Origin of the sequence: Conexibacter sp. S30A1, assembly GCF_023330665.1 — a bacterium.
GTDB lineage: Bacteria > Actinomycetota > Thermoleophilia > Solirubrobacterales > Solirubrobacteraceae > Palsa-465.
Window position 1 is genome coordinate 1,936,803 of the sequence record NZ_CP097127.1, and the last position, 12,207, is coordinate 1,949,009.

The following is a 12,207-nucleotide window of genomic DNA, read 5'->3' on the forward strand; positions in this document are numbered from 1 at the left end:
GGAGGCGAAACGCGATCGCGCAACTTCGCCACCCCCGCTGTGGCCTGACCTGGGGCCGTGGCCTGAGCTGGCGCCCTTGCCAGCCCTGTGGCTGCCTTGACGCTGACGGCCCCGAACGAGACTCCGGCACGCTGTCGGGCGGCAAGTTCACGCTCACCCGACACTGATCGCACGCGAGAGTTAGCAGAGAAGTAGCAGCAATGTAACACCTTCTGCTAGGTTTCTGCCATACCCACGATCAGCCACAGCGAACTTCGGAATCAATCAGGCCAGGTGCTCCGTGACGCCGAGGCCGGTACCACCACGATCATCACCAGCCACGGCCGCCCAGTTGCCGCGATCGGCCCTGTCCCTGACCTGACCACCGGGCCGCGCCTGTCCCGCCCGGCGACCAAGCATGGGTTCAGCGGCATCCGCCGCCACAAGATCCAGGCAAGCTCCCAGGTGATCCTTGACGAGCTGCGCGCGGAGCGGCTGTGATCGTCTACATCGACACGAGCGCAGCGATGAAGCTGATGGTCGACGAGGCGGAGTCCGACGAACTTGAGAGCTACTGCGACACCGCCGGGGTCAGCATAGTGTCGAGCGATCTGCTGGAAACGGAACTGCGTCGCGCCGCAACCCGCGTGGGGATTCCGACCGATGACGTGACCGACGTGCTGGACCGGATCGACCTGTACGAGCTGCCGCGCGGGGCCTTCGCGCAGGCGGGGCGTCTACCCGGCGCGAGGTTGCGGACACTCGACGCTCTGCATGTCGTCGGTGCGCTGCGGATCGCGGCCGACACGGTGCTCACCTACGACGCACGCATGAGCGAGGCCGCGAGCAACCTCGGCCTCGCCGTGGTGGCCCCAGGAAGTCCGGACTGAGGGTTGGTGCATAGTCCCTCCCTCGCGAGGGCGGGATCGTTGTTGAGGGCCTTGAGATCCAGCGCGCGCTAGCCGCCAGGCGAGTAGCGTCTGACCTCAGGCGGCGGCGCGGCGGGCTTGGCGCCGTCCTCAAGCAGCCGCTCGTAGATGCGCATGCGTTTGGCCACACGCCCGCCCATCGCCTCCAGGCCACGGTTCATGCTGTGGTTGGTTTCAAGGATCCAGCCCGGCTCTCCCCACTTGATCCGGGATTCCGCAGCCATGTCGAAGTTCTCCATGTACAGCTGCGCGGCGACCCCGGTGTGCTCATACTCGGGCAGGACGCCGAGGAATCCGACCCGGCAGCGGTCGATGATGCGCCTGCGGTTCAGGTAGTACAGCCAGCCGAGCGGCAGCAGCCGACCGTTCATCTTCTTGAGCACCTGGTTGATGTCGGGGATCGTGATCGCGGCGGCCACGACTCCCTGGTCGTTCTCAGCCAGCATGAACCAGCGCTTGTCGAACACCAGTCGGTAGAGCATCGCCATGTCCGCGATGTCATGCTCATCCAGCGGCTGGAAGGACCAGTTGTGCGACCAGGCGGCGTTGTAGACCTTCTGGAACTCCTTGAGGTCCTTGCCGAGCCCCCAGAACGACATCTTGCGGATGCGGACGCCGTAGCGCTCGCGCGCCCGCTGAGCAAAGCGAGGCAGGCTCTTGAGCATGCGCGCGTCGCGATCATCCAACCTCAGATTCCAGTGCAGCACGTCCATCGCCTTGACCAGCCCGGCCGCCTCCAGGCGCGCGCTGTAGTAGCGCGGGTGCCAGGGCTGATGGATCATCGGCTCGAGCTCAAAGCCGTCGATCAGAACCCCGCACTCCTCGTTGATCGTCAGGTCGTAGGGCCCGATCATCCGGTCGCGGCCGTGCATCCGCAGCCAGTCCTCGGCGGCGACGAGCAGTGCGTCCAGCACCTCCTGGTCATCCTCAAACTCGACCATGCCGAAGAAGCCCCAGCGGTTCGAATGGAAGGCGTTGAAGTTCCGGTCGTACTGCGCGCTGATCCGCCCGACGACGCGGCCCTCACGACGCGCCAAAAAGAACTCCGCCTCACCGTGCTTGAAGAACGGGTTCAGCGGCCTGGTCATGAACGCGTAGCGCTCGAGCTTGAGCGGCGGGATCCACGGCGTTGCGGCGTGCAGCCGGAAGGGCAGCGCAACGAACGCCTTCAGGTCCGCGCGGCCACGCAGGGGCGTGATCTCGATCGGCATGTGGCGGGAACCTATCATGGAACCCATGCCGACAAGAGACGAAGTAAACGAAGCGCTGCGCGAGGTGATCGACCCCGAGCTGCGCCGAGACATCGTCACGCTCGAGATGGTGCGCTCGATCGACGTGCACACCAATGGCGTGGTCGATGTGACGGTGTCGCTGACGACTCCGGGCTGTCCGATCCGAGACCACTTCCAGACCGCTGTGGATGCCGCGATCCGGCGTCTGGACGGCGTGATCGGCGTGAACATCAGCTTCGACGTGCTCTCCGAGGACGAGCGCCGCACCCTGAGCCAGAAGCTCGGCCGCGGCTCGCTGCCGGAGGGGGCGCTCGCCCAGGTCGCGAACGTGGTCTGCGTGGGGTCCGGTAAGGGTGGGGTCGGCAAGTCGAGCGTGACCGCCAACCTCGCCGCCGCACTGGCCGCCGCCGGCAAGCGGGTGGGAGTGATGGACGCCGATGTCTGGGGCTACTCACAGCCGCGCATGTTCGGCTTGAGCGGCGAGCGCGCGAAGGTCAACGCCAGCCGGCAGATCGTTCCACTGGACGGCGCCGAAGGCGTTAAGGTGGTCTCGATCGGCTTCTTCATAGACCAGGACGCCGCAGTTGTGTGGCGCGGCCCGATGCTGCACAAGGCGCTGCAGCAGTTCATCGAGGACGTCGAGTGGGGAGAGCTGGACTACCTGCTGATCGACCTGCCGCCCGGCACCGGCGATGTATCCATGACGCTCGCGCAGCTTCTGCCGGAAGCCCGCTTCCTGATCGTCACCACGCCCCAGGCCGTCGCCCAGAAGGTCGCCAAGCGCTCCGCCGACATGGCCGAGAAGCTCAACCTCGAGGTGAGCGGCGTGATCGAGAACATGTCCGGCTTCACGACGCCCGCGGGCGAGAGCTTCGCGATCTTCGGCTCAGGCGGAGGTCAGCTGCTGGCGGATGAGCTCGAGGTGCCGCTCCTCGGGCAGGTGCCGCTGACGATGGCGCTGCGCGAGCAGTCAGACAACGGCCTTCCGGTCGTGCTGGCCAACCCCGCCGATGCGGCGGCGCTCGCTGTCACGCAGATCGCCCAGCGGCTGATCGAGCTGACGCCCGCCGCGCCGGTCTCGCTGCCGATGGCCGCCGAGCCGGCACCGGCGCTGACCGTGCTGCCACCGAAACCGGTGGGCATGTCGCTGCCGATGGCCTGACCACAGGGTCCGCCCGGGCACACTCCGGGCGGACGCCAGACGGTCGAGCGCTGCACCGCGGACAGGGGCGCCGCGGGCAGGCGCACTAACGGTTGCGGTAGTACTCCGCGTTGATCAGCGTGAACTTCTGCCACTCCTCGGGCAGCTGATCCTCGGCGAAGCAGGCGTCGACCGGGCACGCTTCGACGCACGCGTCGCAGTCGATGCACTCGTCGGCGTCGATGTAGAGCATCTCCACCGTGTCGTAATCGGGCTCGTCGGGCGTCGGGTGGATGCAGTCGACCGGGCACACCTCAACACACGAGTTGTCCTTGGTCCCGATGCACGGCTCGGCGATCACGTAGGCCATCTGGTTCTCTAGTCCTCTCTGCAGGTACCTGGCGAAGGACCGCCGAGTGTAGTGAACTATGTGCCCATGCCTCTCTACGACGAAGTCCAATCCGGGCTGGAGGGCGTCTTCGCCTTCGCAACCGAGATCGCCGAACCCGACCGCGATGGGGACGCGCTGCGCTACCGCGGCGTTGACATCGAAGAGCTGGTCGGGAAAGTCCCGTTCGAGCAGGTCTGGGGCCTGCTCGTGGACGACAGCCTGCTGCCCGGGCTGCAGCCCGCCGAACCCCACCCGCTCGCATTCCACTCCGGCGACCCTCGCGCCGACATGCAGGCGGCGCTCGCCACGCTCGGCCCGCAGTGGGGCTTCAAGCCACTGCTCGACATCACTGACGCCCAGGCGCGCGACGACCTGGCGCTGGCGTCGGTGATGGCGCTGTCCTTCGTCGCCCAGTCCGCCCGCGGCTTCGGCCGGCCGCCCGTCCCACAGCGCGAGATCGACGCCGCCGGCTCGATCGCCGAGCGCTTCCTGCTGCGCTGGCGTGGCGAGGCCGATCCCCGGCACGTCAGGGCGATCGACGCCTACTGGACCGCTGCCGCCGAGCACGGGGTCAGCACCTCGACCTTCACCGCCCGCGTGATCGCATCGACCGGCGCCGACGTGACAGCCGCCCTCTCAGCCGCGGTCGGCGCACTCTCGGGGCCGTTGCACGGTGGCGCCCCGATGCGCGTGCTGCAGATGCTCGACGAGGTCGAACGCGCCGGCGACGCCCACCGCTGGGTCTGCGAGCGGCTTGACCGCGGCGAGCGGATCATGGGCTTTGGCCACCGCGTCTACCGTGCCGAGGACCCGCGCGCCCGCATCCTGCGCGAGCTGATGCACGAGCTCGGGTCGCCTCGCATCGAGGTTGCCGCGGCGCTCGAGCAGGCTGCGCTGGCCGAGCTGCAGGCACGTCGCCCGGATCGGATCCTCGCCACCAACATCGAGCTCTGGGCGGCCGTGACCCTGGACTACGCCCAGGTCCCGCCCGCGCTCTACACGCCGATGTTCGGGTGCGCGCGCCTCGCTGGCTGGTCCGCCCACATCCTCGAACAGAAGCGTGAGGGCCGCATGATCCGTCCAAGCGCCAAGTACGTCGGCGCACCGGCCCGACCTCTGTCAAGCGTCTGAACGGGCCGCCGCGCCGCTGCTGCGGCGGCCCGCCCGCCCGCTCCCGGCCCGCCCGCCCGCTCCCGGCCCACCCGCCCGCTCCCGGCCCGCCCGCCCGCTCCCGGCCCACCCGAACCACCCCGCGCCCCCAAACCTCCGCCCCAAGCGGAGCTTTGTGCATTTCGGGCGCTCCCATCGCGCCAAATGCACAAAACTCGGCCACGCCACCTGGTTTGGGGGCTGGAGGTCGTGGACCGGACCGCGCGAGCCCCACCGGCACAGCATCGCCGGCGAGGCCTCCCGGCACCTCACCCCGCCCGCGGCAGCCTGACTGTGAAGGTCGCGCCGCCACCAGGCGTCTCTGTGACCGCGCAGCTGCCTCCATGCGCGGCAGCGGTGGCAGCGACGATCGCAAGCCCAAGGCCGCTGCCGGGCAGGTTGGTGGTCTCGGCACCACGGGTGAAACGGCCGAAGATCCGCTCGCGGTCAGCCTCAGGCACGCCGGGCCCATGGTCGGCCACGCTCAGCTCAAGCCAGCCGCCATCGCCTGCGAGCCTGACCTCCGCGCCGCCGCCGTAGCGCTCGGCGTTCTCGACGAGGTTGCGGACCAGCGTACGCAACGCGACCGCGTCGCCCGAGACCTGCGCGCCCGCCAGACCCGCCGGCACATCGGCCATTCGGACACGCGAACCCGAAAGCACATCCCCAACCAGCTCATCGAGGACCACCCGCTCGGAGGCAACCACCGTGTCGACACGCGCCAGGGTCAGCAGGTCCTCCACCAGCCCGCCGAGCCGCTCGGCCTCGGCCTGCGCGTCCTGCAGCGCGGCCTCGCGGTCGGCGCCCTGAAGCCGCGCGTCACGCAGCAGCTCGAGGTTCCCGCGCAGCGTCGTCACCGGCGAGCGCAGCTCGTGCGAGGCGTCGGCGACCAACCGCCGCAGCGTCGCATCGGCCGCCTCGAGGTGGGTCAGCATCCGGTTCAGTGAGCTGGTGAGGCTCGCAATCTCATCATCGCCACCGGCCTGCGGCACGCGCGCCGCGAGATCACCGGTCGAGACGATCCGGTCGGCGACCTGCGCGGTGCGGCGCAGCGGCGAGAGCGCGCGGCGCGTGATCGTCACCAGAATCAGTGAGGCGAGCAGCGCGCCCGCGAGCATCGCGATCACCACGCCGCGGCGCAGGGCCGCGAGGTCGTCGCGGGCGGCCACATCAGAAACGGCGACGCTCAGCAGAGCTCGCCGCCGCACAAGGCGCCTGGTGAAGACCCGCAGCGGCCGGTGCTCGAGCGTGACCTCGGCAAAGCCGGGGTGAAGCGGCGGCAGCTTGCCGAGCTTCGCGAGCGCTGCCGTCTGGCGCTTGAGGGCCCCGCCCGGCGCGGTGATCTGCGCCAGCTCGGTGCTGCTTGCGTGCGGCGTGAGCAGCAGGCGCGGACGCGAGGCGAGCGTCACCAGCAGGCGGTCCTCGTAGGTGCGAACGCCGTGGGCAACCAGGAGGTAGGCGATCGCGGCGACCACGAGCGCCGTCAGACAGACGGCGGCCACCCCGGCGAGGGCGACCCGGCGCGTCACGCCGCGGGCTCCCGCAGCCGGTAGCCGACCCCACCAAGACCAACACGGCGCACGGTCTCAACCAGCTCGGGCGCCCCGAGCTTGCGTCGCAGCCCGCTTAAAGCGACGTTCAGCGCATTGGAGGAGCCACCGCGGTCCTCGCCCCACAGCCGCTCCCAGATAACCGTCGCGCTCAGCACCTGACCGGGGTGGCGCATCAGCAGCTCGAGCAGCTCGCGCTCACGGGGTTTCAGCTCGAGCGCCACGCCCGCCCGCAGCACCGATCCGGTCTCGGTCTCGAGCACCAGGTCAGCGAACCTGAGCCGCTCCCCGAGCATCAGGCCGCTGCGCCGCGCGAGCGCCTCCAGCCGTGCGACGAGCTCCTGGAAGACGAACGGCTTGACCACATAGTCGTCGGCGCCGCCGCGCAGACCCCCGACCCGGTCGCTGACCTCGCCGCGCGCGGTCAGCATCAGGATCGGCACGGCGCTCGTGGCGCGCAGGCTGGCACAGACGGCAAGGCCATCCAGGCCCGGCATGCCGATGTCGAGCACCACGAGGTCGGGGGCAAGCCGCTGCGCCTGCTCAAGGACGACGAGACCGTCGCCGGCCTCGAAGACCTCAAAGCCGGCGTAGCGCAGGCCACGGCTGAGCATGGCCCGCAGGCGCTCGTCGTCCTCGGCGATGAGCACCCGCGGGCCCATGCTCGCTATCTTATGGCCGCTCCGGGTTGAGATCCGTACGTTTCAGGCCGAGCTTTCAGGCCGAGCACGTCCAGCTGGCCGACACGCTCACGGTCTTGCCCGCGAGCGCCTGGTTGTGCTTGCCCGACAGCGTCTTTGAGTACTTGAAGCTGCCGCCGGTGCTCGTGATCGCGACCGGAACGTCGCGCAGGACGCGCCCGTGGAAGCGCGCGCCGCGCGTCTGCGTGATCCGCACGCGACCGGTGTAGGTGCCCGGCCCCGCGTACCTGCCGATCACCAGCCGCAACCGCATGCCGCGGCCCGCGCGCCCGCCGACCGTCCTGACGACGTAGCGGCCGTGCACCACACGGCAGCTGACCGCACCGCTGCGGGTGTGGCTCTTGCCCTGCGGCCCCACGAGCGTGATCGTGCCGCTGCCGTTGGCGTGGGCGTGGGCGTGCATAGAGCGCGGTGTGCTGGCGCTCGCGCTGCTGACGAGCAGCGCGACAGGCGCAACGCCGACCGCCACGGCCAGCGCCGCCCCCAGAGCCCGTCTGCGTGATAGAGACATCGTCTGACCTTTCTGTAGTTTGCCTTGCAGCCCGCTGCCGGGCTTCGCACACAGAGCTTCGACCGGCCCACTAAGCGAGCACTATCCGCGGCGGGAAGGCTCGGGCTCGGGCCGCGCACACGCCCGCGGCCACGCTCGCGCCCGAAGCCCGGGCCGCCCACGCCCGCGGCCACGCCCGCGCCCGGGTCGTCCATGGCGAACGCAAAAGCAAGAGGGCCCGCCAGCGGGCGGGCCCTCAAACCACAAACGTCGTGCCGTTTTACGGCCTACATCATCCCCGACATGTCGGGCATGCCACCGCCGGCGCCACCGGCCGCAGCCGGGTCCGGCACGTCGGCGACGATCGCCTCGGTGGTGAGGATGTTCTTGGCGATCGAGGCCGCGTTCTGCAGCGCCGAGCGCGTGACCATGGCCGGGTCGATGATGCCCTCGGAGATCAGGTTGACGATCTCGCCAGTGGCGGCGTTCAGGCCGTGGTCCTTCTTGGCCTTGCGCACCTCGTTGACGATGACCGAGCCCTCGAGGCCCGCGTTCTCGGCGATCTGGCGCAGCGGCTCCTCGAGCGCGCGGTGCACGATCTTGGCGCCGGTCTGCTCGTCGGTATCACCGACGGACTCGACGTCGAGCGCCTTCTGCGCGACCAAGAGCGCGGTGCCGCCGCCGGCGACGATGCCCTCCTCGAGGGCCGCGCGGGTGGCCTGCAGCGCGTCCTCGACGCGGTGCTTCTTCTCCTTCATCTCGGTCTCGGTGGCGGCGCCAACCTTGACGACCGCGACACCGCCGGAGAGCTTGGCGAGGCGCTCCTGCAGCTTCTCCCGGTCAAAGTCCGAGTCGGTGTTCTCGATCTCGGTCTTGATCTGGTTGATGCGGCCCTTGATCGCAGCCGCGTCACCGGCACCGTCGACGATCGTCGTGGTGTCCTTGGCGACGACCACACGGCGGGCACGGCCGAGCTGCGAGACCTGGGTGTTCTCGAGCTTGAGGCCCATCTCCTCGGTGATCACCTCGCCGCCGGTGAGGATCGCGATGTCCTCGAGCATGCGCTTGCGGCGGTCGCCGAAGCCCGGCGCCTTGACGGCGACGCCGGTGAAGGTGCCGCGCAGCTTGTTGACGACCAGCGTCGCCAGCGACTCGCCCTCGACGTCCTCAGAGACGATCAAAAGCGGCTTGCCGCTCTGGATCACCTGCTCGAGCACCGGCAGGATGTCACGCACCGAGCCGATCTTCTGGTTGGCGATGAGGATGTAGGGATCCTCGAGCACGGCCTCCATGCGGTCCTGGTCGGTGACCATGTAGGGCGAGATGTAGCCCTTGTCGAACTGCATGCCCTCGGTGAACTCGAGGTCCATGCCGAAGGTCTGGCCCTCCTCGACGTTGACCACGCCGTCCTTGCCGACCTTGTCGATCGCGTCGGCGATCACATCGCCGATCTCCTCGTCGCCGGCCGAGATCGTCGCCACGCGGGCGATCTGCTCCTTGCCGGAGACCGGGGTGGACTGCTTGGCGATGTTCTCGACGACTTGGTCGACCGCCTTCTCGATGCCGCGCTTGAGCGCCAGCGGGTTGGCGCCGGCCGCAACGTTCTTGAGGCCCTGGCGAACGATCGCCTGAGCGAGGACGGTGGCGGTGGTGGTGCCGTCGCCGGCCACGTCGTTGGTCGCCGTGGCGACCTCGCGGACGAGCTGTGCGCCCTGGTTCTCGAAGACGTTCTCGACCTCGATCTCGCGGGCGATGGTGACGCCGTCATTGGTGATCGTGGGGGCGCCGAACTTCTTGTCGATCACGACGTAGCGGCCCTTGGGGCCGAGCGTGACCTTGACCGCGTTGGCGACCGCATCAACGCCGGCCTGCAGGGCGTTGCGGGCGTCTGTACTGTACTTCAGTTCCTTATGAGCCATTTTTCGTCTGGTTCTCCTAGAGAGGGTCTTGGTCTTACTGGACCTTGGCCAGCACGTCGGACTCACGCAGGACGAGGAGCTCTTCGCCCTCGACCTTGATCTCCGTGCCGCCGTACTTGCTGTAGAGGACCTCGTCGCCCACCGCCACGTCGAGCGGGGTGCGCTTGCCGGTCTCCTCGTTGATCTTGCCGTCGCCGACGGCGAGGACCTTGCCCTTCTGGGGCTTCTCCTTAGCGGTGTCGGGGAGCACGATGCCGCTGGCGGTCGTCTCCTCCTCCTCGATCGCGCGTACGATCAGGCGGTCGCCAAGGGGCTTGAGCTTTAGAGCCATCTATGCAGCCTCCGGGTTGATTCCCTTGAGATTGAGCTTTACGTTTCTTGGCACTCGCTGTGGTGGAGTGCCAGCGCTCGCAACTATAGCTCGTTTTGGCCGTCGGTTGGCACTCTCGTGTGAAGAGTGCCAAGTTTTTATATACGGCCCGCCGACGCGGGCCGCTGTGCCCCGCCGACCCAGGCAGCGATCACCACCGCCCGGCTGCGGCGACGGCGGGGCTGGGGCCGGCCCCGCCACTTCGCCCCGCAGCTTCCATAATCGCGGCACTTCCCGATCCAAGGAGCACCCATGTCCATTCCCGAGGACCGCTCGTCACCAGCCTCAGACGACACCTTCCAAGACACCGTGACCGACACCCAGGCGGTGACGGCCGCCGCCGACCCGTCCAGCAAGCTCGACCGGATACTGGCATTCGTGCCGCGCGCCCTGTCGAGCCACGCCCACATCATCTTCCTCACCATCCTGGGCGTCTACCTGGTGCTGCTGCCGCTCTTCGGCGTCGACGTGAGCGCGCGGGCGGAGCTGATCGGCGGCAACTACACCAACGTCACCTCCGACCTCGGCGCCTGCATCGCCGCGGGCCTGACCGTGCACCTGGTCAAGCGCGACCGTCAGCGCAGCCGTGAGCTGAAGCGGCTCTTCGAGCACCTGCACCAGCGTCACGACTCGCTTGAGCAGCAGGTCGCACGGGCGGCCAACGCGGCCGAGCGGGCCGAGGCGGCAGCGGCGAAACGCGGCTGACGCGGCCTTTTAGTTGTTGGCGCCGCCGAGACCGTGCAGGCGGTCGCGCAGCTCCGGCGGGTTCTCGATGATCTGCGAGAAGCGCACGACCGTGACCGTGTCATCCAGCGTCACGGCACGGTCGTAGATCCGCTCCAGGAAGTGAACCATCTCATCGACCCGGCGGAACTCGGGGTTGTCGTGCTCGATCTCGCGCGGGGAGAGGTCGCGCACGCGCTTGACCTCCACCTGGTCGATCACGGCGTTGAAGATCTTCTCGCGCGGCGAGTGCTGGTAGCCGATCGTGACCACCACGCAGTCGTTCTTGCGGTACTTGTGGGACTTGTCGCCGAGCCTGATCGTCGCCGTCTTACGGCCGCGCCGCAGCTGATCGGCAAACGCTGAGGAGTAGAAGTTGAGGACGCGCACCGGCTCAGACTACCGGTCCGCGGCGAGCTGTGAAAGTGCGCGTGCGACGATGTCGCGCTCGCCGGGATAGGTGAGCGCGGTGGCCGCCTGCGCGAGCGGCATCCAGCGCGCCTCCTCCACCTCGTGGTCGTGGTCTGCGGGATCACCGCCGCCGTATGCGATCAGGAAGAACTCGACGCGCTTTGGGATCTGAGCGCCGGCGCGCTCGTAGGTGTAGGTGACCGACCCCAGTTGGCCGCGCAGCTCCCCCCAGACGCCGGCCTCCTCGCGCACCTCACGCAGCGCCGCCTGCTGCGGCGACTCGCCGGACTCGACGTGCCCCTTGGGCAGGCCGAGCACACGCACGCCGCCGGCGCCGCGCCGGGTCGGCACGATCACGACCACGTCGCTGCCGCGCACGACCAGGCCGCCGGCGCTGAACTCGACCGGCGTGCCGGCGCTGAGCTCGACCGGCGCGTTGGAGTCGTGCTCACGCACGGGCTCAGTAGACATACGCCTCCAGCGCGCCCGCGTCGTGGATGGTCAGGCGGCCGCGACCCTGCGTGATCACGCCGGCTCGCTCGATCGAGGCAAGAAAGCGGCTGGCGGACTCGCGCGAGGCGCCAGCCAGCTTCGCCAGGTCGGCCTGTCTGAGCGTCACGATCACCGCGTCCTCACCCTGGCCGCCGGCCGCGTCCACCAGCTGCAGGAGCGTCGCGGCCACCCGCCCCTGAACGCTCTGAAACGCCTGCCGCGCGAGCCGCTCACCGAGCGCCCGCAGCCGCGCCGCGAGCGCCGCGCTGAGCGCGAATGCGAACTCGGGGCGCTCCCGCATCAAAAGCCGCATGTCCGCACCACCGATCGCCACAAGCTCGCTCGGCTCGACCGCCTCGAGCGTGGCCGCACGAGGTTGAGCATCAAACAGCGAGCTCACGCCGAAGACCTCGCCGGCGTGAAAGTGCGAGAGGCTGATCGCGCGGCCACTCGGGTGCTCACGCACCGCGCGCACCACCCCTGAGGCGACGATGAAGCAGCTCTCTCCGCCGTCGCCCGCGTGGAAGACCACGTCGCCCGCGTCGTAGCGGCGCAGCACCGCGCGCTCGGCGACGGCGGCGACATCGTCGTCGGAGAGCCCGGCGAAGAGTGGCAGGGCGGCGATCAGCGCCATGCGCTCTCCGTTCGCCCCGGCCAGCGGCGGCGCGGCGCTCAGCACAGCTTCCTTCATCGCCCTGAGCGTAGAGCGACCTGCGGCGTGGCGCCACGC

General features: G+C 69.1%; 15 protein-coding genes. 5 read left to right on the plus strand and 10 right to left on the minus strand.

From position 1 onward, the window contains the following. The first annotated feature begins 237 nt into the window (after positions 1–237). Positions 238–480 carry a type II toxin-antitoxin system Phd/YefM family antitoxin gene (locus M3M54_RS09555; protein ID WP_256465846.1) on the plus strand — a complete coding sequence of 81 codons (243 nt, stop codon included), beginning with the start codon at positions 238–240 and terminating at the stop codon, positions 478–480. After that, positions 477–869, plus strand: a complete 393-nt coding sequence (locus M3M54_RS09560; protein ID WP_249018814.1) for a type II toxin-antitoxin system VapC family toxin — start codon at positions 477–479, stop codon at positions 867–869. The genes M3M54_RS09555 and M3M54_RS09560 overlap by 4 nt, the downstream gene beginning before the upstream one ends. 68 nt (positions 870–937) lie before the next feature. Here the strand turns inward: M3M54_RS09560 and M3M54_RS09565 are convergent, their stop codons facing one another. Continuing rightward, a complete protein-coding gene (locus M3M54_RS09565) occupies positions 938–2,119 on the minus strand; it encodes a hypothetical protein (RefSeq protein ID WP_249018815.1) in 1,182 nt (393 codons plus the stop codon). A gap of 16 nt (positions 2,120–2,135) precedes the next feature. On the opposite strand from M3M54_RS09565, the gene M3M54_RS09570 reads away from it, so the two are divergent. Next, complete coding sequence (locus M3M54_RS09570) at positions 2,136–3,302, plus strand: Mrp/NBP35 family ATP-binding protein (protein ID WP_371878570.1); 1,167 nt, start codon at positions 2,136–2,138, stop codon at positions 3,300–3,302. An 85-nt stretch (positions 3,303–3,387) separates the two neighbouring features. On the opposite strand, the gene M3M54_RS09575 is transcribed toward M3M54_RS09570, so the two are convergent. Further along, positions 3,388–3,651 (minus strand): ferredoxin family protein, encoded by a 264-nt coding sequence (locus tag M3M54_RS09575; RefSeq protein WP_249018817.1) that lies wholly within the window; start codon positions 3,649–3,651, stop codon positions 3,388–3,390. A 66-nt stretch (positions 3,652–3,717) separates the two neighbouring features. Between M3M54_RS09575 and M3M54_RS09580 the strand changes: the two genes are divergently transcribed. After that, the gene (locus tag M3M54_RS09580) at positions 3,718–4,803 is read left to right on the plus strand and encodes a citrate synthase 2 (protein ID WP_249018818.1); all 1,086 of its coding nucleotides are present in this window, start codon (positions 3,718–3,720) and stop codon (positions 4,801–4,803) included. Between the two features lie 287 nt (positions 4,804–5,090). Here M3M54_RS09580 and M3M54_RS09585 read toward each other — a convergent pair whose 3' ends face one another. From M3M54_RS09585 to groES, 5 genes are all read right to left on the minus strand, one after another. Next, positions 5,091–6,350, minus strand: coding sequence for a cell wall metabolism sensor histidine kinase WalK (locus tag M3M54_RS09585; protein ID WP_249018819.1), 1,260 nt, complete (start codon positions 6,348–6,350; stop codon positions 5,091–5,093). Further along, positions 6,347–7,033 carry a response regulator transcription factor gene (locus tag M3M54_RS09590; protein WP_249018820.1) on the minus strand — a complete coding sequence of 229 codons (687 nt, stop codon included), beginning with the start codon at positions 7,031–7,033 and terminating at the stop codon, positions 6,347–6,349. The genes M3M54_RS09585 and M3M54_RS09590 overlap by 4 nt, the downstream gene beginning before the upstream one ends. 55 nt (positions 7,034–7,088) lie before the next feature. Further along, positions 7,089–7,583: a hypothetical protein gene (locus M3M54_RS09595; RefSeq protein ID WP_249018821.1), complete on the minus strand. Its 495-nt coding sequence runs from the start codon at positions 7,581–7,583 to the stop codon at positions 7,089–7,091. Positions 7,584–7,849: 266 nt separating this feature from the next. Further along, complete coding sequence (gene groL, locus M3M54_RS09600; protein ID WP_249018822.1) at positions 7,850–9,481, minus strand: chaperonin GroEL; 1,632 nt, start codon at positions 9,479–9,481, stop codon at positions 7,850–7,852. Positions 9,482–9,515: 34 nt separating this feature from the next. Continuing rightward, positions 9,516–9,812 (minus strand): co-chaperone GroES, encoded by a 297-nt coding sequence (gene groES, locus M3M54_RS09605; protein WP_249018823.1) that lies wholly within the window; start codon positions 9,810–9,812, stop codon positions 9,516–9,518. A 291-nt stretch (positions 9,813–10,103) separates the two neighbouring features. Between groES and M3M54_RS09610 the strand changes: the two genes are divergently transcribed. Next, a complete protein-coding gene (locus M3M54_RS09610) occupies positions 10,104–10,556 on the plus strand; it encodes a hypothetical protein (RefSeq protein ID WP_249018824.1) in 453 nt (150 codons plus the stop codon). 9 nt (positions 10,557–10,565) lie between these two features. Here M3M54_RS09610 and M3M54_RS09615 read toward each other — a convergent pair whose 3' ends face one another. From M3M54_RS09615 to M3M54_RS09625, 3 genes are read right to left on the minus strand one after another with little or no spacing between them, the layout of a single operon-like run. Then, positions 10,566–10,964, minus strand: a complete 399-nt coding sequence (locus M3M54_RS09615) for an ASCH domain-containing protein (protein WP_249018825.1) — start codon at positions 10,962–10,964, stop codon at positions 10,566–10,568. A 9-nt stretch (positions 10,965–10,973) separates the two neighbouring features. Then, positions 10,974–11,456, minus strand: a complete 483-nt coding sequence (locus tag M3M54_RS09620; RefSeq protein ID WP_249018826.1) for an NUDIX hydrolase — start codon at positions 11,454–11,456, stop codon at positions 10,974–10,976. Next, positions 11,446–12,168, minus strand: coding sequence for a Crp/Fnr family transcriptional regulator (locus M3M54_RS09625; protein WP_249018827.1), 723 nt, complete (start codon positions 12,166–12,168; stop codon positions 11,446–11,448). Before M3M54_RS09625 ends, M3M54_RS09620 begins: the two co-directional genes overlap by 11 nt. Between the last annotated feature and the right edge of the window lie 39 nt (positions 12,169–12,207).